Origin of the sequence: Mesorhizobium sp. B264B1B (assembly GCF_020165765.1) — a bacterium.
In the GTDB taxonomy this organism is placed as follows: domain Bacteria; phylum Pseudomonadota; class Alphaproteobacteria; order Rhizobiales; family Rhizobiaceae; genus Mesorhizobium.
This window is the reverse complement of the sequence record NZ_JAIUIS010000014.1, coordinates 108,021-127,318: the sequence shown is the minus strand read 5'-3', so window position 1 is coordinate 127,318 and position 19,298 is coordinate 108,021. Positions and strand designations below refer to the sequence as shown.

Genomic DNA, 19,298 nt, shown 5'->3' with positions numbered 1-19,298 from the left:
TGCTTTCAGAATCGTAAGGATGTGCTCCGCGTCGCGTAGGCGCTTTGGGAGCTCATTTCGCGCTGGAAGCGCACCAGGACCAAGTTCGGTAACGGTGTTAAGCCATTCTCATAAGGGGGAGAGGTAGGCGTGGCTTTCCTGTTCCAGCAGCATCCGGCCGCATACCGAGCCCATGAACTGGAATTCATGTCGGACCTTCGCAAGGGGTCCATCGCGGATCAAACGCCGTTTCCTTGGCTCAGTTCCGACAAAGCAATTATGATCGCCCTAGCCACCTCGATTGCGCTCTTGGTCGGGACGCAGGGCCAGCCCCCGCAGATCGATCACGCGATCCTAAGCCAGCTGCGAACGATTCAGATCAATGACGCATTGCTCCGGCGCGACGTCGCCCGCGCTGGGATGGATATGACATTGGACTACCGTTCGGTTGCTTCTATCGGGCAAGCGTTGCAAAAGACTCGTGTAAACTTGCAACGTTCTTTCGAGATTTCGTCCGATGAGAGATCAGAGCAATCCAGATTGCTCGCGCAGCTCATAGATTCGATCGAAAGCAAAAAGGCTGCCGTCTCAGTCTTGGTCGAACAAAATCAGCTCATGCAAAGCTGTCTTGCACAGCTAGCTCGCTCGATTGGCCGCCTTGGGGGAGCACCGTCGGGCATGGTTGAACTTTCGATGCTGATCGTGCTTTCGGCTGAACCGAGGCTCGTTCTGAGCAAGGCTGGAGCTGCCTTATCTTCTTCATGGAGGTTGGACGAAGCTGCCGATCAGATCGCATCTCCGGACACGTTCTCCAAGGCCGCCGAACTGGAGCGAGAGCATCTGGAGGGCTACAGCTTGGCCAGCGCGCACGCGCAGCGCATGCGACTTTTCCTCGGTTTGGTGTCCATATGCCTCTGCTTGTTTGCGATGATTCCGCCCTCCAGGCAGCCTCTGCGGACGAACCGGCTGAAAAGGCGGTTGGAGCTTGAAGAGGCAATGAGTGAGATCGAAACTCGCCTCAACGAAAGTAAAGCAAAGGACGCCTCGGCGCGCTTTTCCACCGAAGAAGCGCTCAGAGTCGTTCAACGCGTTTTCGATGCGGATCAATGCGCGCTCGCCCTAGTGGATCCGAGTCTCAGCAGGCATACCGAGTGCTTTGTGGCGAACACGTACACACCCGTCTGGAACGTGCCGCTTATTGATGAAGTCGTTTCACTTGTCCGCGCCGGACGGCCAGTGTTTCGCGTCGTTCGGACCGCCTTAGGGCTTTCCGGTGTTTGTCAAATTGTTGCCTGCAGGGCTTCCGATCAGCAGGTTGTGGTTTGCATCCTTGTTTTTGAAGGAGATCGCTCACTCCCCTCGGCAGACGACCTGCGGGTTCTTGCCAGCGCCATTGTGCGTTTGAGCAACCATCTTGAACTGCAACGTATAAATACGGAACGCGACCTTCTGGTGAGTCGATGGGAGCATGTGGAAAGGCTGAGGACCGTGGGCACGATCGCAAGCGGCGTTACACATGAGTTCAACAACATTTTAGGGGCAATAATCGGCTATTCAGAGATTGCCCAAAGCCTTGTGCGTCGCCCCTCCAGAATCCGTAATCACATCGACCAGATCATTTTAGCTGGACACCGAGCCAAGCTGATCGTCGACCAGATCCTGTCACTAAGCCGAAACCGACAGCGCGTGGCAGTGCCATTCAACGTCTCCGAAATTGTCATGGATCTTGCGCCATTGCTGCGGGTCACAGTTCGGTCGGATGTTCAGTTGAACTTCAAGATCAACGAGTGGCAAACGGTGGTCGAGGGCAGCCCAACCGAGATACAGCAGATCCTCATGAATCTATGCAAGAACGCGTCGGAGGCTGTCTTGAACGAGGGCCGTGTCGAGGTCAGCGTTTCTCGCGCTCAGGTGCGCCAAACCAAGCCGCTGGCTCAGGGCACCTTGAGACCTGGAGATTACGTTCTCCTCTCCATCAGCGACGATGGCCCGGGAATCGCAAGTTCGATACTTCCGCATGTCTTTGAGCCCTTTTTTACCACGCGCTCTGTCGTCGGCGGGACCGGGCTGGGTCTTGCTGCGGTTGACAGGCACGTGAGCGCGCTCGCAGGATGCCTTGATGTCACCTCGGCTGTTGGCCGAGGGACGCGGTTTGATATCTACCTACCGGCCTCCGACGAGGAGCCAGTCACCGCTGACATCGCTTTCGGTCGGTACGACGGACCACTTGGCAACGGAGAAATCGTTGCAGTCGTGGAGCCCGATCCAGCAGAGTTGGAGATCTACAGGGACCAGATCGCCGCGCTGGGTTATGAGCCGGTCGGCTTCGCGAACCTTGAAGGTCTTTGCGAGTGGACCGAAAGCGGGAAGGCAGCAGACCTGGTGATTTTAGGTAGAACGCCTTTCCTGGAGCGAGGACAGGCCGAATCCGTATGCCCCACCCTCATGACGGTGCCTGTCATAGTCGTCGGCCAAACCGACTCCATGCCGGTCATATCCGCTAATCAGGCCCTCGTCCTTTGGCTAGCGAAGCCGGTCTCATCCCGGACAATGGCGCATGCGGTTCGTACAATGATGATGGCATGATACCGCCGAATCGCTCAGCCTATCCAACCACTGCGAGAAGGCCCGTCAAAAAGATATCGAAGCAGAACAGAATAACGCGTCGACACCGGCTTACCGATCCCGAGACGTTGTTCCAGCCTTAGTGCTTGTTGAGAAGGTCGGCTACTGTCTCTCCCCGCCGCCGGGCATCGGCGGCGAGCCATACCTCTCCTACCTCATACACGTCGCCTTGGGTACGGAACGGTATGATGACGTCAATGGCAGCCGACAGCATGTCAAGAAGCGTGCGGTCTTCGACAGCGGCTCCTTGCGCGCTGCTCTTGACGAGTGAAAAGAGCTTTTTGAAACCTTGTACCGGATCAGCCCCATGAATCGTTGATATCGATCCCGCATGGCCGGAGACGACTTCACTAAGGTAGGCCCAAGCGGCGTCATCGCGCATCTCGCCAAGCAATATTCGATCAGGCCGCATGCGCAAACTGGCTTGCAACAGTTGCTCGGCCGTCACCGCACCTGCGCCTGCTCGGTCCTTTGGATAGAGTAAGCGGACATGGTTCTCGTGCGGGATTGCAAGTTCGAGCGTGTCCTCGATGCTGATCAACCTCTCATGCGGGGGTATAGCGTTGATCAAAGTCTTGCTCATTGTCGTTTTGCCGCTTCCAGTCGGTCCGCAAAGCAGCATTGTGAGCCGCCCGCAGACGCAGGCTCGCAAAAATTGCTCCAAGTCACCATGGTCGTAGTGCTGAAGAATCGTTTCGTCCTGCCGCTCTTGGCGCTCTTTTCGTGACCGCCATTGATTCCAACGCGAATATTCGTAGCGAGAAGAAACTTCCTTGAGTTCGGTCACACGACTTGAGGGACGCCGTATCGTCAGGCTTATTGTTCCTGAGGGTACTGCGGGGGGCAAACAGATCTGCAGCCGCTCTCCGTTCGGCAACTCAGTCGCACAGAGGGGGCTTTGCGGTCCGACATCTTGCTTGCGCAGCGCTCCGGCGAGGATCGCGATGTCCTCCAGATCGTCATAAGACAGCGGCAGTGGATGTTTCGTGAAAACGCCGGCCTGTCGGACAAAGGCTTCCCCAGGCCGGTTGATAGCGACCTCTTCGGTTCTTGGCTCCTCAAGCCATTTCAGAACGGGATCGAGAAGCAAACGCAATTGAGGATCAGCCTCCGATTGCATTGTTGTTTCTCCGGCGTTCGCGATGTTGGGGGGATGGCGCTGCGGCAGTCGCTCTAAGATCGTATACATCCGAGAAGTCGAGGTCCCGAGCCACAAAGATGGATACGGCGTCTCCTTGGTTTTTCTTCAGGGTTGGGGGAAGGTTGATCGTCGCTCTCAATGTCGTCTCGACGGCTTGTCCACCATTGCTCTGGAAGCTGTTGGTGCCGCTTCCTCCGCCAGAGCTGGCCGCATATTGACCAGCCGCCTGAAACGCGCCTTGGATGACGCTCATGAGAATCGCTCCGCCAAAGCGTTCCCGGAAGTGATTGTCCACCGTGCCAGGCATTCCGGAGCGGCCGAGCTCGTCAGCGCCCGGCGATGCTATCGAAACGAGGGCATGGTCAGGTGTTTCGATGCGCGTCCACAGCACGAATACACGCGCATCCCCCTGCTGGAGACCGCGCTGGATCTCGCCAATCACGGTTGTCCCGCGATCCAAGAGCACGACGTTGTTGGTGGCGCCTCGGACGGCTTTAGGTAAGACGCACTTCACATAGCCGGGTAAATTTGTGTCGACCGCAGTTTGCAAAATGCAGGGAATGATCGTTCCTTGAGTAATCACGAGATCAGGGTGCGGCAAAAGTGTGGCCCGGCTCGGCTCCTGTATATCTGGCTTCAATCGGCCTGACAGATCGCCACCGTTTGAAATCTCATCCGCTGTCCCCGGAGCATCATTTTGCTTGTCTTCGCTCCGCTGATCGGCATTGGGCATTTGACCGCTGCCGCTGTAGGCGAAAATTGGTGATTCCTCCGGCGGCGGATCATCTGCCGCTGGTGGGGGCGGCGTGGATGGCGCAGGCTCTGCCGCCTTGGCCGCCTCTGCGGGTGCTGGAGGTTCTGGAGCAACCTCGATTGGCACGGGACGGAATGGCTCGACGTTGGCGACAATTGGCGGCTTTGGCTGAGATGGTTCGTCTTGTGTGCTGGAACGACCTCCGAGCCAGATGAGCGATAGAGACGAGATGAGAACAAGAGCAGCGACGGCCAACTTCTGCGATCCCGAAACATGCCGGCGGGCCGGCTCCGAGACCATCGATCCGGATGCATGGACATCATGTCCCGCCTGTGGGCCGGTTTCATTCATCGTCCCGAGCCTTTCAAAACGCGCCACACGTCGGGTGTCACTGTACCGGTCGCTGGCGCTCGTCCCACAGGGTCATAAGCTCTGTTGAAAATGGACAAGACCGTGTTGCCATCTCTCAGACGCCATTCCCGGGCGACGGCGGATACTTCAACATAGTCGCCTTTGACCGTGTAATTGGCAGCGGCTTCCTTGCCGTCGGGATTGATAACGTAGAGGGAGGGTATGCGGGAATTGCTTGCGAATCCAAATACGGTCGTAAAGCCATTATCGAAGACTTCCAGCGGCGCCAGCGACCGATCGCCCTTTGCGACGTAGTGAAAATTGCTTTCGTCCGGACTGGCAGCTGCGGCGGGCCGATTCAACAAATCCCGAACTCTCTCGTCTTGCAGCACTCTCGCCCGGGCCTGGCCAAGAATCGAGCGCCTTTCCGCTTCCTTTCTCTGAGCAGCAGCCTCATCAGCAGGATAGGTGAACTGCACACTGTAGTATAGGTCTGGTTGCTCCTCATCGAGTTTGGGCATCGCTTTCGTTGAAATACTGAAGACGTATCTGCGTGTACCGGACTCGCTCTCGGCCAGCACGACGACCGGCTGCGGCGACAGCATCCGGCTAGCCTTGAAAAAGAGATAATTGGCGCGCGGGAGCGCAGCCAGGTCTTTGCTATTGGAAACAGCCACGGCTGCGACGGTCTCGTTTGCCGCGAATGTGACAACCAGCGTTGCCCCAACTGCGGTCGATAGGCGCACCACTTCGTCGGGGCGGTAAGCCAGGTAGCGCATCCGCGCATCATGCTTGCCGGCAAGTGGCGTGTCTTCGGCGCACGCTTCCATCGTTAGGAAGAGTGAACAGGCCAGCGCCAGAAATGCTCTTTTTGTCATGGCTGCACGAAGCCCAGGTTCGATACGGTGTCTTGCGAGGCTTGGTAGGATGTGACGAGTAGACCTCCCGGATTGGTGAGCCTCGATTGCCCAGGCAGACCCGTCAAGCGCTCGTAGCGGATGGTAGCAGTCCAGGAGGTCACTATCGGCGTCTGCCCATCGATAACAAGCGTACGTTTGTATCGGATCTGCTGAACGTCGGGACTGATGTCATTTGATGAAATATGCCCGACCTCGAGCTTGCCGCGCTTCCCAACCGTGACCTGCGGCGAGGTGGGGTTGGGATAGTTGAAGAAATCTTGATATTGCTGTTGCACAGAAGGTGCGCTGAAACTGGAGACGAGGTCATAGGCGTATTGGGCTGTATCTGCCGTGTAGCCCTCGCGCAGGCGTACATATTCCCACAGCGAAGCGTTTATGACGGCTCGGTCTTGGGTTGCCGGCAGTCGAGAGATTGACACTTCGCTGTCAACGGTACCGTCCGGCCGCACCCAGAGGAACACAGGTACGAGCTTGGCCAACGGGACCATGGCAGCGATGGTAAATGCCTGGGCGACATTTCCCAGGACCGCCGCTGCGGCAAAGGCTATAAGCGCCTTTGACAAGCGCCGCGCAGACTTCGCTCGTGAAGTTTGAAACGCTTCCACCTTCTTGTAGTGAGCGGCTAGCGTTTCTCTCTCCACCAGAAGGGCATGTTCAGGAAATTTCACTTGGGCTCTTCCGCGCACTCGACCTGAAGATCCTCAGGAGTGGTTTCCCATTGTCCCGCGTTCAGTTGGAATGGCGTACCCGTGCAGGTCGCAAGCCGATCGGTTGTCTTGCAGGCCGCCAAAGCGAGGATTAGCAACAGTAGATAGCGTTTCATGTTTTTGGCACCGGTTGATTGATTAACCACCCGCCGTTTTGGCAAAGTAGCGGTTGAGGTTGCTAAGAGGTCGGTTCTCGCCTGCCAAAGAGCCGCCGGCGATGCTGCTGGCGATCGTCGGAAGCGCGATGATCAGAGCGTCGCCAGCGAGGAAGAGCATGTCGAGCTCGTAAAGCCCGATGATCTTGGCTGCTGTCGTGCCCGACATTTTGATTATGATAAGCATTGCTGTCAGCGAGACTGCTTCGGCCGCAATAACTATCGTCGCAACGATGTTGAGAAGGAGAAGCAGCAGCCCGTACGAGAGCAGTTGGCCGATCCATCTGGTGGCCATGTCTCGCGTGCGATCAAAAAGGTAGCCGACAAGGACCAGGGGTCCGATCGCCAAGAGCAGCTTCGTCAGAATTCCAACGGCATCGTAGATCTCGAACGCCGTCCACAGCGAGCCGTAGAAAATCCATTGCGCTCCCTGGAAGGCAAGTATGTCCTGGCCATTCATTGTCCCAATTTCGGAAGCAATCATCTGAAAAGCATACTGACTTGCAGCAAACATAAAGTCTAGCTTCCGAGGAATATCGACGAATGGCAAGTCGCTGCTACTTATATGGTGAGCAAACCTTGGAATCGTGTCGTCGAAGAACGTTTCAATGTACTGCTGGTAGTTGGACTGGTCCAAGATCAGGGCAACGACAATCGACACCATGATTACGCGCGAGATACTCCCGCGCGCATCGACTTGACCGCGCATGACCAGACAGCCTTGTATTATTATCCAAAGCGTTACACACGCGACCAGAGGTGCGCTGACCGCCTCTTGGATCTTTTCAAGCACGTTGTGCAGCCCTGAGGTAAAGGCCAGATCAAAGATCGTGTGTATGGCCGTGAATGGCGCGGCAATCTTGAAATTCATGGCCTGAGCCTGATTTGTCCCTGATCAGCCCAGTTGAGCCGGACGAACTTTGCGTGGTTCACGGCAGTGTGCCAAACATCTTGGCGGTGTCCTGGCGCTCGCGACGCTGCGTGGCGGCCTCCTCCACGGCGTGAAGGCTGCCTTGTGCAGTGGTCATCGTCAGCAGACTCGTGGCCTCGACATTTTGGATGACCGCATCGTGAATCTGCTTGAGGACCAGACCGTTGGTCACGGTGGCCTGCACAATATTTCGCGAGCGCGAAAGCTGACCAGGCGTGTTGTCGTTAGCCTTAAGGCGCTTGTCCATTACGTCCAGAGTGTCGGCTGCAAGAGCTGCCGCATTGGCGGCACCAGTGATTTGCTCCTCTAACAGTTTCGCTTCTGAATCGGTGCCGGTGACTCTCCGGGTTGGGTCTTGCACAATGGTACGCGCCATGGTCGAAACCGGCGCCCGAGCATCAAACATCTGCCCGTCCAGCTTATTGCTCGATGGGTAGTGGTTTCCCTGGTTCAGTGCGCCCAGCAGTCCCGTGACAGCAAATGACGACTTCAGTATCTCTACCATTTCGATCGTGGTAGCGAGCGTCTGAGCCGATTTTATAAGCATCGCCGCAGTGGAACCCGCTGTTAGTCCCGCTTGTACTGTCAATGCCGGGTCGCTGACGATAAATTGCGACCTGGCCTGTGTGCTAAGCAGAAAGGAAACAGCAAGCGTCGTCACTGCAAGCTTGGCAAATCTCATGAATATTCCTCCTTCAGTCTTGAACTTCGTGGTAACGAGCCATGAACTCGTCGAGCCACCCGCTTGGGGCATCTCCGTGCTGGTCACGAAGCTGGTCGGCAAAGCGCACGGTGTTGGCCCGCCCCGAGAGTACGGCTACGTACTCGCGCATCTGGCCAAGGTCGAATTCGCAAACAACACTCCCGCTGTCGCGCTTGAGCAAAAACTTGCGGCTGCCAATTGCCATTCCGTGGCGGATCGCCTCGAACTCCTGCGTGGTGCACTTCAAACCATCGACATACGCAGCCCGGTCCGCCGTCGGTGACGGGTAGAAAATCTTCGTCATGCATTGCGCAACGAGACTGGCTCCCAGCGGCGATTCCAGCACGTGTTCGGGCTGCTGCGTTGCAAGTATCAACATCCCGTTGTTCTTGCGGACGGTGAGCAAGAACTTGTCGATAACAGCCGAGAACTGCGGGTTGAGCAGATAGAAGCGAAATTCGTCGCAGCTCATGACGAACCGACGGCCATCGACAACGGCGCCCACGCGGTGCAGAAGATATGCGGCGGCCGGCGCACAGACCTCCTCATATTCCAGGAGCTGCGTCATGTCGAAGCCGGTGATGGAGGCATCAAGCCTTACTTCGTCGACATCGCCGTCAAAGGCCCATCCAAGCGCATTCCCTCTACACCACCGCTGCAGCCGTGCTCCTGCGCCCTCGGAGGGGCCGTGCAGCAGGAATTCGCGCAGGCCCGCAATTGAGCGCATCACGGGTTCGAACGAAAGTTGACGAACAATGCCACGTTCTAGTCGACGGCTTTCCTCCGGCGAGATCGGACCGCGGCCGTCACTCTCGATAAGGGCCATCAACCATTCGCGCAGAAAGTCCAACGAGGCGGAGGTGTTGTCCAGTCCACGCAGAGGGGCCAAGCCGCTCGGAGCGCCTCTGCGCAAGGCTAGATATGTCCCCCCCGTGGCCCGCACCAGCAGTTCACCACCCCGGTCCTTATCGAAAAAGACGATGGCACCATCGCGATCGACCACGCTTTGCTCAAGCATCGCGAGGATAAAGGTCATCAGCGTCGTCTTGCCTTTGCCGACTGGCCCGAATATCGCCGTCATGCCCACGTCATTCTCATGGGGGATGTAGTCGAAAGAAGTTCCACCGTTCGTGCGGAAGCGCGCAACAGCTTTGCCCCAGTGGCCGGATGCGGAACCGTTTGGGAAGTTCTCAAATGACACAAGCCCGGCAAAATTGTGCGAGGTGATGGCCCCGGGGCGTGTGCGCCACCTGTTGTTCCCCGGAAGTTGGGACCAGTACGCGGCCTCCATACCGATACCCTCTTGGACGATGACGGCGCCCGCATCGGCCAGCCTTCCGCGGGCATTTGCTGCGCGATCTGCAAGGCTGTTGAGGCTCTCGGCATAGACGCACAGGCTCAGATGATGCGAACCCATGACGAACTCGTTGCTTGCCAGTGCGTCCTCTGCTTCGGCAAGTTCATTGATCTGGGTGAGAGCCTTGTCGCCGGCGCTCGTCATCTGGCTGGACTTAAGGCTAAGCTTCGCATGAGCTTGGGGCCGAGTGAGGAAGGAAAAGCTCTGGCTGAGCACAAGCGGGAAGTTGGCCGACAGCAAGGGATTTAGCATGCCGGGCCGCGTCGTCGCCGGATATTCACGGAACGAAAACAATGACCCCACCGAGCTGCCCCCGGGCCGTCGAATCTCAAGCGCCCGCTTCCCGCAGATGACCTGGTCAGTGTAGATCGAGGCGCCGAGTGAGCCGCTAACCATCGGAACCGGAAGAAACCGGCACGTCATTATCAACCGAAGCGCCTCACCGATTTCCGTGAAGAGCACGTCGCCTTTCTCACGAACACCCAACCGGCGCAGACCGTAACCGCCCAGTGAGCCAGCAATGATCTGCCAGAGGTCTTCCAGGCTTCGCATTTGTGTGGCCAGATCGTTGTCATTGCGTCTGGACGATTTTGCGCTACGCCAGCCGATCTTGCCGATTGCGGTGCGGGGGAACACGACGACAGTGAGGAAATGGTCGTTGCGAAAGAGCTTGCCCGACAGGACACGGCTCTCATACGCCTCGCTCAGACTGCCAGCGAATGCACTTTGAAACTGGCGCGATGCCGGCTCCGGCACATCGTTGTTTCGCACAAGATGGGCGTACAGCGTGACATTGTCGTCGGCGATGTTGCGCAAGAGAGTGTTGAACGCGCGGCAGCGCGAGTTGCGCATCTCAGCGTCTTCCAAATCAAATGGCAGCCCGTTCAGATGTGCCATGGCCATAATCGATCCGTCTTCCAGAAGGACAACCTGGTCGCTCAGATGACCGACATACGGAAGATAGATCTCGCCAGATCTCTCGGTCCTGCCACTGGCGCCAAACATCACACCATTCCTCTTCCGCGCTTCGGCACTCTGATCGGATTCGCGCTGACGCTCGCCCCGCCCCAGACCGACCCATCCACGCTTCTGCCGGCGGTCTGCAAATAGAGAAACGCCACGCTTGCGGCGTTATAGTCACGCTCAACAATCAGCCGTGCTCCGAACCAGAGTGGCACGAGCACGACTTCATAGAGCGGGTTCTTAAGGATGATGATGACGAGTCCCGCCAACATCATGAGCGCTCCGGCCAGCGTCAGCGGCACCCCCAAAAACAGTGCGGGGCGTGTCGCCGCCACATAGAGGGTGCTCACTTCCAGCCGGTCGCTCATCAGCCGGCGCCTATCAGCGCCTTGCCCAGGAAGCTGGCGCCAAACATGATGACGATTCCTCCAACGACACCCGCAACCAGGCCAAGTGAAGCACGACCGAACATCCAGGAGATCCCGATGGCCACGAGTCCGAGCACGGCCAGTGATTGTCCGAAGGGACCAAGTATGAAGGTGCAGATATTCTGGACCATCTTGGCGGGATCCGTCCCTCCGGTCACCTGTGCCGCGGCCGGCCCGCTGGAGAAGACCGTCCACGCCACGCCCGCAGCAGCGGCCGGCGCGTATTCAGCCGCCATTCGCAGCATGGAAAAAGGCGAAGGAACACGCGTTTTAAGCGCACGAAGTATTTTGAGTGGCTTGATCATTGTATCTCCATGTTTCAATCGAATACGAGTTTGTTCGGGTTCGAGGGTTCCCGCTCATCGGCAGCCCGGCTGTCTGTCGGACCGGAGGGATCGGCCCCGGAGCGGTTTGTCTGATAGGAGCCCCAGATGGCCCAGGAATTTTGGCGGGGCTGCTTTTGGTTGGCCTTTTGGTTCAGCTGGAGCAGAGGCGGCACTGCTTTCCGACCCGGTGCCTCAAGGTGTGGCGCATCTTGGGCGGTCGGCTCCTGCGTTGTCTCTGACATGTCCTTTGCGGCCAACTCGACCTTGCGTACATAACCGTTGGCAAAGCCACGCGTGACGTCACCCGTGTTATAGGCCGAGATGGCACGGCGAAGCGCCAGTTGCTGCGCTGGGGCAGTCGTGCCGCCGGCATACCGGCTTTCAAGCAAGTGGGCGGCGGCCGAAAGCGAGGCGCAGGGCTCGAATGCCTTTTCCGGCGTGAGATTGAGCGTGGGAAAGTTGTTGCTGTTTATTTGCATCAATCCAACATCGACGGAATGTTGTGCTTCGAGTCGGTCCTTGATGCCCCGCGTGGCTTGCAGGTGGTCTATCCAGCGAAGCTGCTCACCTGTGGTGTTGTCATGAGCCACCAGCGTTTCAAAGCCACTTTCAATCTTGGCAATCGCGGCAAGGGTGGACGGCGCGACCCAGGGAGCGCATTTGCGCGACAGGCGGTGGAACTCACGGGGCGAAAGTGGCGCGGGCTCGGCTGGGAGTGACATGGATGTCAACAGAACGATGGCCAGCGGCCAAACTGCAATAAACATTCCTATCACCTACCTTTCCAAGCCGCCCGACGGGTTCTGGCCCTGTCCGGAACACGCTTATCGGGGCGGTTTGTTACTGTGTGATGTTCAAGTTCAGCTTTTCGGCTTCAACTGAAACAAAGACCTTGATCGTGGCAGTGTGGGTGAGCATCTTGCGCAAGCACGGGTTGGCGGATCCGATTAGCCAGCAGCGACATGCAAAGGATCTTGGTACGACGAGTCCTGTGCGGGATTGCCCGTCCCGGTCGCCTGTTGCTTTTGGACTGTAATCCGCGGCTTCGGCGGCAGGATGGTGATGGAATCTTCTGCCAAGGTCGAATCAAGGAGAAAATGGAGGCTAGTCCAGGCTGCGGATGCCGTGGGTCGGTCCAGCGAGAGGACCGAAGAAGGCGCCGGTGCCCACGTTGCGGTATGCTGCCAGCTCTTTAAGAGACAGCCATGCGCGGCCCCGCACGGGCAGGTCCATCGCGCGAGCTCGTCTGCGCTGGCTGGATGGGGCTGTCCGCGGGGCGCGGAAACGCAGCAGCGCAGCCCATCTTGGTGCGAGCCTGATTCAGCTGTTCGGCGAGCCGCACCCCATTTGGCGGCGTCCGAGGCCGCTGCCGAGAATAGTGACCAGCTCAAAGGGAGGTGTCGCGTTCAACTGATAAATGCTAGCTCGGAACCGTAACCGCAACCGACCTGCCGGTCGCGCGGACCAGGGTTTGGAACGCCGGGCCCCTCCCCCCGGAAGAACTCGCTTGGAAGGAGACATACCATGGCCCAAGGCTACAGCAGCGACACGGCCGCTCTTGCGCCACCGCCTCTGCGATCAATCAAACGCCGCGCTCCGCCACCGCTTCGGAGCCCGGACGCACGAGCGGCAGGATTTCGAGTTGATGCAGCTCCGCCGTCGCCAGAACCGCGGCGACTCAAGGACACGTCAGGAAACTGGGCGTCCGTGCCGTCGAAGTCGAGTGCTGTTGCCGGGCCTGCAGGTGAGCTCGAGCTTGAGCTGAAGGATCCCACGGCAGGGTCATGCCGGCGACTGGACCTGGTCTCCTGGTCACGGACTGACTTGATGCGGTCATTTGGCTGTGGATGAAAGACCATGACGAGCAACGGCCTCACATTGGCCGCACGCAACGGCGCGTGGCAGCGGGGGCAGCTGTGGTGGGTCGATCCAGAAGGTTGCCGGGCAACAGCTTTGGAATCAAGGGGATTCAAGATTGAAGGTGAGCCGTTGAAACATGTTCTTGTCATTGACGATGATGCCGCAATGCGACGCCTCATCGCCGAGTATCTCATGATGCATGCCTTGAAGGTGACTGCAGTCAACGATAGCAAGCAGTTCAACCACGTCCTATCTCATGAGCCGGTCGACCTTGTGGTCGTTGACCTCAACCTGGGCCGTGAGGATGGGCTTGCGATCGTCCGCAAGCTGGCGACAAAATCGGATTTGCCTATCATAGTGATCAGCGGCGACCGGCTCGATGAGGCCGAAAAAGTCGTTGCACTGGAGCTCGGCGCAACCGATTTCATTCCCAAGCCTTTCGGCCTGCGCGAGTTCCTGGCCCGCATTCGCGTAGCGCTACGCCAGCGCATTTCCAGTCCGCGAACGAAAGATCATCGCTCATTCCGGTTTGGAGCTTGGAAGCTCAGCGTCAAACAGCGGCGGCTGATCTGTGCAGAGCGTGGCGAGGTCAAGCTTACCGCATGTGAGTTCAATCTCCTGATCGCGTTCCTGGAGAACCCCCGCAGCGTACTATCCAGAGAACGGCTTTTGCTCGCGAGCCGTGTGCGTGGTGAAGAGGTCTACGATCGAAGTATCGATGTCCTGATCTTGCGCTTGCGCCGGAAGCTCGAGGCTGATGCGGCCAATCCTCGCCTGGTCAAGACGAGTCGTGGTGCGGGGTACTTCTTCAACGCTGACGTGGACGTTAGCTACGGAGGCACCTTGGCCGCGTGACAGGGGCGATTCTGGCGATTGCTGACAAGGAGGCTGATCAAGCCAAAGCGGTGTTCTCAGGCCACGGCCTTTAGCTCGGCGCCGGGGTACAGGCCAAAGGCGTAGGTCGTCGATCTGGCTGTTGGGATGGCTGTTGACGATGCTGGTGAGGACGGCGGCGAGATAGCCGAGTGGCTGGACACCATTGAGCTTGCGGGTCTCAGCGATGCAATCACCGCCCCTTATTTCGGCACCGCAGTTCGAGCCAGCGAAGCGCGCGTTCTTGTCGTTTGAGCCCGATCGCACGGATTGAGCGCTCGACGGTGTTGCTGTCGATCGCGATGCGACCCTCCCAACGAAGCGCGAGAGACCCAATTTGAGAAGTGTGTATCGCCTGTCGAGCGTAAGCGCCTCGCCGATCGCCTATGGATTTGGGCTTGACGTTTTCCGGAATCGCCAGGGCATGAGTTCCTCGATCTGGCTCTGCGGATGGCCGTTGATGATGGCGTCGAGAGTTTCGGCGAGGTAGGCAACGGGATTGACGTCGTTGAGCCTGCAGGTGGCCACGACGGATGAGAGCTGTGCCCAGTTTTCGGCCGCAACTTCATGGCCAGCAAACAGAGCATTTTTTCTGGTCGCGCATACTGGACGGATGGCGTTTTCGACTGGGTTGGTGTCGGGCTGGAGCCGGCCGTCGTCGAGGAAGCGGGTGAGCCCCTCCCAGTGAGCGAGCCCATAGCGGGTGTCTTCCGCCAACCTGGAGCCGGAGGAGATCATCGACAGTTGCTTTTCGAACCATGTTTCAGGGCGGCGATGATCGGCGCGGAATAATCCTGTCGAGCGGCAAGCCGGACTTGAGGCGATGCCGCGCACTGGTGGCTCGATGGCGTAGAGCGCCGCGATCTGGCGTATCGCCGCTTCGGCGATCGGGGACTTGGTGTTACGCGCCAGCTTCACAAACCGTCGGCGCAGGCGGCTCCAGCAATGGACGAGCAGCCACGGTCGTTGCGGCCGTTCCAGGCATCTCAGCCGGTCATAGCCCTCATAGGCGTCAATGAACAGGCGATCCGCGTCAGACAGATGCCTGGGCTTCGGCTTAAGATGGAAGCAGGCCCGGCCTGCCCAATTGCCCAGTGTGGCGCGATCCAGTTGGATGCCCCTGGCGGGCGTAGATTTCGGCCTGCCGGTAGAACGGCAAATGACCACCGAACTTGGCGACGATGACCTGGGCGATTAGCGCCTCGGTCGGCAGGCCGCCGGACACGATATGCTCGGGCGCATGCGCCTGCACGACCGCGCTCGAGCAGCGCCGGCAAGCGTATTTCGGGCGGCGCCTGACCAGCACGCGCAACTGCGCCGGGATCGCGTCGAGCCGCTCGCTGACATCCTCGCCGATCCTTAGCCATCTCGCCGCAGCCGCAGGGGCACAGCGTGCTCTGGGCTCGATGATCCGTTCCACTCGCGGCAGATGAGCCGGCAAGTGACCACGGTTGCGCGGGCGTGAACCGGACGCGCCGTCCGAACGACCCTGGATGACCCGCTGCGCCCTTTCCTGCGCGGCGTCGAGCACGCCCTGCGCGATCTCCACGTCTTCGAGCGGCAGGTGGTATTGATCGGGATGCAGCTTCTCGGACCTGGCGCCGAACTTCTCGTGATTGAGCTGACCGACGATGGTCTCCAGGCGACGCCGCGCCTCTTCGGATTTAGCCAAGGCAGCCTGGCGCTCGGCCAGGGTCGCTTGCGCCGATTTCGGTGGCCTCATCGTCCGCTGAGGCGCCGACGATTCATCCACCATCAGCGGCGCGAACATCGGCGCCATGCTTTCTGGCAGTGCCAGTTGTCCCTGACGAAGGCGACGCCGCCAATCGGTGGGTCGCGCCATGCTTGCGGGCGACCGCCGCCACCTGCACCTCCGGCATCAGGCTCTCGGCGGCAATCCGGGCTCTGTCGGCCTCCGAGCGCACCCGCCGTCCCGTCCGACCGTCCAGAACCTCGAGCCGGCCTGCGCAGCCAGCTGTTGGGACGTGGTCGCCAAAAGAGCTGTTCTGCTTCATCGCGGCCATCGAGCTCAACGCCCCGCGTCGGAGCGCTCTCTGCTTCTGTAGGAAGTCATGAGGTCCGCTCGGGCTTGATCGGGGTCTTGCCTGATGGACGACGTGTTTGCTGCACGCGCTTGCCGCTCCGTGCTGAGGATTTGCGGATTTTCAGTCCTCTGCCTCTTCGCCGGTGTCAACAGCGCTGTGTAGTGTTCATTGTTTATGATGACTCCCCCGCTGTTCACGCGGTTGCTCCTTTCAAGTGCACTCGTCAGCTCGGCCTGGACGTGGCGAGTCCTGCTCACGTGCCGTTCAAACGAGGCTGGCGCGACTTGTCGGGCTTGCTGCGCTTGCAACACCGCGTGTCGCACCTGCGACCCGGCTGCTCCAAACACTTCCGCGGGGCTTGCAACCTCGTGGGGCAAGCGCCCCTGCCACAGTCGGTTTTGCAGCGCCTGCCGATCGGGGACGAGGGCCTCGAGGTGCAGCGGCCGCTGCGGGTCTGGCAAGTCCTGGTTCGCCAATCTCTCAACCAGGGAGCGCGTGCCGTCCACCACGAACACGCCGCAATCAACACCGTTGTTCTGCAGGGCCATGGCGGGTGTCACCACGGTGGTCACGTCCAGTCTGGCTGCGAGCTCTCGTGCAGGCGCGTCATTGTATGGCAGTCCATCGCGACGACGGATGGAGTCGTAGTGATAGGCAACCGCTTTATCCCGGTCGCTGCGATCTACGAGCAGCAGCGACCAATGCTCGTTGCGTCCATCATTCCCCGCCGCAGCCATGGGATCGCCACTGTTCACAGGCAGGAACACGAAGTCGGCTGCGACGTCGTTTTGATGATAGATGGACAGCACTATGGGGTCCGGGTCCCGGTCGTGACGGCGCAGTTGCTGGGAGACCAAGGAATCCACAAGCCGCGTTCGGGCGGCGAGTGCTGGGTGGTGCATCTGCAGGCTCTGCGCCAGCAACTGGTAATCCCTGCTGATATGGGCGTCACCCAGCAGGTCGGGGCCGAGCACCGCCCCTTCGGGGAGGTTGAACGAGCCTGACGGAAGGGCTGCGATGTGTGCCTCGGAGGAGGTGGTCAGATCGACCAACGGAACACCGCGATAGGTGTCCGACTGCGTCGCTGGCAAGGCGGGTTCTGGAGCCCTTGCCGGTACTGCTGCCGCTGCAGCTTCCCTCATCGCACCGCGATGGACGAGCCAAACGGCGTTGCCGCCCTCCGGCGTCAGGGCGGTGTAGCCGTGACCTTTGATATCGAAGTTCCATTCCGGCTTGTCGGCATCCGGCAAGAGGCCATGGTGATTCAGCAAAGGGAGCATCGCCTCTGGGAGGCGTTGAGTCCCATGGGAGAAGCCGTCGGGGACTGCGGACGAAAGGTCTATAAAGTCCTCGATCGCCGCGGGGGGCGCCTCAGACCTTGCGGAGGGCGCGGCCCGCTGCGTCCTTCTGATGGGCTCGGCCCCTGTGCCTGGAACGGGTATCCCAGCCAAGGGCAATTCACCGAACTGCTGCATGGGGGGCTGCATTGGCACGCGGCCGCCTGAATTGCCGATTTGGCTCGGCTGCTGCTGAAAGGCGACGACTTGCGGCGTATTCAGGGCCGTCAGCCTCTCCGCTGGCCACAGCGCTGTGGAATGTTCATTGTTGGTGGCGACCCACCGGGGTGGCCGGTGGGCGCCCTGATCAAGCGCATCCGGCAAGGGCTGTATCTGCTGTTGGCTGGCAGCTAGGACTGGCGGAGCGGCGGCCTGAACTCCGGCCCATCCAGAGTTTGCGAAAGCGTCCGACATGCTTGTGTTGAGGTTATCCCGTCCAGCGGGCGTGCTTGGGTTGTTGAAAAAAGACGAGGCGGCTTGATCATTCTGCCCTTCCTGGAGCGCGCCGTGCAACCCCTGCTCGATTCGCACAAGCGCCTCTGTATTGGTTGGCACCACGTCGGCTCGATCATCGAACAGCGATAGGTTCGCCTTGGCAAGCGCGTATGAGTCCGCTTTGCGAATCCGCTCTAGCGCGTGGCTGAGATAGCGATCGTTTGGGTACAAGCTCTCGGCGATTTTCGCCCGCTCATTGTGATCCAGCCCAGTGATCGTCTGACCCTGTTTGTTAAGCGCCGCAGAAAATTTGCGAAGACTACGACTATAGATAACACGGGTGCTTGAAGCCAACCCGCTGTCACCGGCCGCTTTTTCCAGGAGGTGCGCGTCCGCCTTTGCGGGCACCGGCCGGTCAGCAACTGAATAGTCCGGCTCATGATACGCACGCAGGACGTTCAACGCCGTCTTCATATCAGGGTAGTCCGGAAAGAAAGTATCGAGGTGGTCGACCAGGGATTGGTGATTTGTTAGATCATTCGCTTGGCCGCGCTCGCCGAAATGATTCGCTAATCGGCGAAGCGAATAAGCGTGAGCTTGAAGCCTACTCTTGCTATAGCCTTGCTGAGAAGCCGCAGCCTGGGCGATCGCCTTATCAATAACGTTCCAGTGTTCGTCGGACACATGGCGATAGCTGGGGTCACGACGTACTCGAGGCGCGACAGGAGCCGGATTGGAGCGGCGCGGCGCGGCCACGTGCTGCTCAATGCCCACTTGCCGGGCCGGACCCGCATCAGGCAAGCGGCCATCGCGGTCCGAGGAAGAGAGCATCGCCTGTGGGACGCGTTGAGTTCCATGGGAGACGCCTTTGGGGAGGGCGAACGAGACGGTTATGGAGCTCCCGATCGCAGCGGAGGGCGCTTCAAATTTTGCGGAGGGCGCGGCCTGCACATGCATCCTTCTGATGTGTTCGGCCCTTGCGCCTTGAACGGGTAGCCCTGCCAATGGCAATTCAGCCAACCGCTGCATGAGGGGCTGCATCGGCACGCGGCCGCCCGAATGGCCGATTTGGCTCGGCTGCTGGTGAAGGGCGACGGCTTGCCGCGCATTCAGGGCCGCCAGCCTCTCCGCTGGCCACAGCGCTGTGAAATGTTCACCATTGACGATGACCAACTGTGGCCGGTGGTTGCCCTGGTCAAGCGCATCCGACAAGGGTCGGATCTGCTGTTGGCTGGCTGTTACGATTGGCTGAGCGGCTTGATCATCCTGCTCTTGGTGAAGCACGTCGCGGAGCCCCTGTTCCACTCGCAGAACGGCCCCTTCATTGTGCGCCTCGTCGGCTCGATCATCGAACATCGGCCGGAACGCCTCGGCCACTTGCTGCGCCACGCTCACTCGCCGGGCCTCG

At 59.4% G+C, this 19,298-nt stretch carries 16 protein-coding genes and 1 pseudogene; 2 read left to right on the top strand and 15 right to left on the bottom strand.

The genetic code is table 11. The features are described from left to right. Positions 1-129: 129 nt before the first annotated feature. On the top strand, positions 130-2,565 hold the full coding sequence (locus LB547_RS25270; protein WP_064993308.1) for an ATP-binding protein: 2,436 nt from the start codon (positions 130-132) through the stop codon (positions 2,563-2,565). 118 nt (positions 2,566-2,683) lie between these two features. Here LB547_RS25270 and virB11 read toward each other — a convergent pair whose 3' ends face one another. The 11 genes from virB11 to LB547_RS25215 form a co-directional block, all read right to left on the bottom strand. Continuing rightward, the gene (gene virB11 / locus LB547_RS25265) at positions 2,684-3,724 is read right to left on the bottom strand and encodes a P-type DNA transfer ATPase VirB11 (protein ID WP_013533334.1); all 1,041 of its coding nucleotides are present in this window, start codon (positions 3,722-3,724) and stop codon (positions 2,684-2,686) included. Beyond that, positions 3,708-4,850: a type IV secretion system protein VirB10 gene (gene virB10, locus LB547_RS25260; protein WP_064993310.1), complete on the bottom strand. Its 1,143-nt coding sequence runs from the start codon at positions 4,848-4,850 to the stop codon at positions 3,708-3,710. The genes virB11 and virB10 overlap by 17 nt, the downstream gene beginning before the upstream one ends. Continuing rightward, on the bottom strand, positions 4,847-5,728 hold the full coding sequence (locus LB547_RS25255; protein WP_064993311.1) for a TrbG/VirB9 family P-type conjugative transfer protein: 882 nt from the start codon (positions 5,726-5,728) through the stop codon (positions 4,847-4,849). Before LB547_RS25255 ends, virB10 begins: the two co-directional genes overlap by 4 nt. Beyond that, positions 5,725-6,438 carry a type IV secretion system protein VirB8 gene (locus LB547_RS25250; protein ID WP_013533337.1) on the bottom strand — a complete coding sequence of 238 codons (714 nt, stop codon included), beginning with the start codon at positions 6,436-6,438 and terminating at the stop codon, positions 5,725-5,727. Before LB547_RS25250 ends, LB547_RS25255 begins: the two co-directional genes overlap by 4 nt. Then, entirely contained in the window at positions 6,435-6,593 is a 159-nt protein-coding gene (locus LB547_RS25245) for a type IV secretion system lipoprotein VirB7 (RefSeq protein ID WP_013533338.1), read from the bottom strand. Before LB547_RS25245 ends, LB547_RS25250 begins: the two co-directional genes overlap by 4 nt. A gap of 22 nt (positions 6,594-6,615) precedes the next feature. Then, the gene (locus LB547_RS25240) at positions 6,616-7,503 is read right to left on the bottom strand and encodes a type IV secretion system protein (protein ID WP_064993312.1); all 888 of its coding nucleotides are present in this window, start codon (positions 7,501-7,503) and stop codon (positions 6,616-6,618) included. Positions 7,504-7,561: 58 nt separating this feature from the next. After that, positions 7,562-8,245: a type IV secretion system protein VirB5 gene (locus tag LB547_RS25235; RefSeq protein ID WP_064993313.1), complete on the bottom strand. Its 684-nt coding sequence runs from the start codon at positions 8,243-8,245 to the stop codon at positions 7,562-7,564. A gap of 13 nt (positions 8,246-8,258) precedes the next feature. Continuing rightward, the gene (locus LB547_RS25230) at positions 8,259-10,628 is read right to left on the bottom strand and encodes a VirB4 family type IV secretion/conjugal transfer ATPase (RefSeq protein ID WP_064993314.1); all 2,370 of its coding nucleotides are present in this window, start codon (positions 10,626-10,628) and stop codon (positions 8,259-8,261) included. Beyond that, a complete protein-coding gene (locus LB547_RS25225) occupies positions 10,628-10,954 on the bottom strand; it encodes a type IV secretion system protein VirB3 (RefSeq protein WP_013533342.1) in 327 nt (108 codons plus the stop codon). Before LB547_RS25225 ends, LB547_RS25230 begins: the two co-directional genes overlap by 1 nt. Beyond that, positions 10,954-11,259, bottom strand: coding sequence for a pilin major subunit VirB2 (gene virB2 / locus LB547_RS25220; protein WP_411908931.1), 306 nt, complete (start codon positions 11,257-11,259; stop codon positions 10,954-10,956). Before virB2 ends, LB547_RS25225 begins: the two co-directional genes overlap by 1 nt. 74 nt (positions 11,260-11,333) lie before the next feature. Then, positions 11,334-12,107 carry a type IV secretion system lytic transglycosylase VirB1 gene (locus tag LB547_RS25215; RefSeq protein WP_064993315.1) on the bottom strand — a complete coding sequence of 258 codons (774 nt, stop codon included), beginning with the start codon at positions 12,105-12,107 and terminating at the stop codon, positions 11,334-11,336. Positions 12,108-13,329: 1,222 nt separating this feature from the next. Between LB547_RS25215 and LB547_RS25210 the strand changes: the two genes are divergently transcribed. Continuing rightward, entirely contained in the window at positions 13,330-14,055 is a 726-nt protein-coding gene (locus LB547_RS25210; RefSeq protein WP_013533346.1) for a response regulator, read from the top strand. 150 nt (positions 14,056-14,205) lie between these two features. On the opposite strand, the pseudogene LB547_RS32735 reads toward LB547_RS25210, so the two are convergent. The 4 genes and pseudogenes from LB547_RS32735 to LB547_RS25190 all read right to left on the bottom strand — a co-directional run. Then, positions 14,206-14,340: pseudogene (locus tag LB547_RS32735) on the bottom strand (hypothetical protein); the annotation flags it as partial. Positions 14,341-14,457: 117 nt separating this feature from the next. Then, positions 14,458-15,240 carry an IS66 family transposase gene (locus tag LB547_RS25200; protein ID WP_224655956.1) on the bottom strand — a complete coding sequence of 261 codons (783 nt, stop codon included), beginning with the start codon at positions 15,238-15,240 and terminating at the stop codon, positions 14,458-14,460. Then, on the bottom strand, positions 15,131-15,844 hold the full coding sequence (locus LB547_RS25195; protein ID WP_224655957.1) for an IS66 family transposase zinc-finger binding domain-containing protein: 714 nt from the start codon (positions 15,842-15,844) through the stop codon (positions 15,131-15,133). The genes LB547_RS25200 and LB547_RS25195 overlap by 110 nt, the downstream gene beginning before the upstream one ends. Positions 15,845-16,102: 258 nt before the next feature. After that, positions 16,103-19,285 (bottom strand): Ulp1 family isopeptidase, encoded by a 3,183-nt coding sequence (locus tag LB547_RS25190; protein WP_064993356.1) that lies wholly within the window; start codon positions 19,283-19,285, stop codon positions 16,103-16,105. Positions 19,286-19,298: the final 13 nt, after the last annotated feature.

Bases quoted from the DNA above. Each gene is read 5' to 3' on its own strand.
- LB547_RS25215 (WP_064993315.1), bottom strand. From the start codon at position 12,107: ATGTTTATTGCAGTTTGGCCGCTGGCCATCGTTCTGTTGACATCCATG.
- LB547_RS25240 (WP_064993312.1), bottom strand. From the start codon at position 7,503: ATGAATTTCAAGATTGCCGCGCCATTCACGGCCATACACACGATCTTT.
- virB11 (WP_013533334.1), bottom strand. From the start codon at position 3,724: ATGCAATCGGAGGCTGATCCTCAATTGCGTTTGCTTCTCGATCCCGTT.
- virB2 (WP_411908931.1), bottom strand. From the start codon at position 11,259: ATGCTGCGAATGGCGGCTGAATACGCGCCGGCCGCTGCTGCGGGCGTG.
- LB547_RS25225 (WP_013533342.1), bottom strand. From the start codon at position 10,954: ATGAGCGACCGGCTGGAAGTGAGCACCCTCTATGTGGCGGCGACACGC.
- LB547_RS25235 (WP_064993313.1), bottom strand. From the start codon at position 8,245: ATGAGATTTGCCAAGCTTGCAGTGACGACGCTTGCTGTTTCCTTTCTG.
- virB10 (WP_064993310.1), bottom strand. From the start codon at position 4,850: ATGAATGAAACCGGCCCACAGGCGGGACATGATGTCCATGCATCCGGA.
- LB547_RS25245 (WP_013533338.1), bottom strand. From the start codon at position 6,593: ATGAAACGCTATCTACTGTTGCTAATCCTCGCTTTGGCGGCCTGCAAG.
- LB547_RS25230 (WP_064993314.1), bottom strand. From the start codon at position 10,628: ATGTTTGGCGCCAGTGGCAGGACCGAGAGATCTGGCGAGATCTATCTT.
- LB547_RS25255 (WP_064993311.1), bottom strand. From the start codon at position 5,728: ATGACAAAAAGAGCATTTCTGGCGCTGGCCTGTTCACTCTTCCTAACG.
- LB547_RS25195 (WP_224655957.1), bottom strand. From the start codon at position 15,844: ATGTTCGCGCCGCTGATGGTGGATGAATCGTCGGCGCCTCAGCGGACG.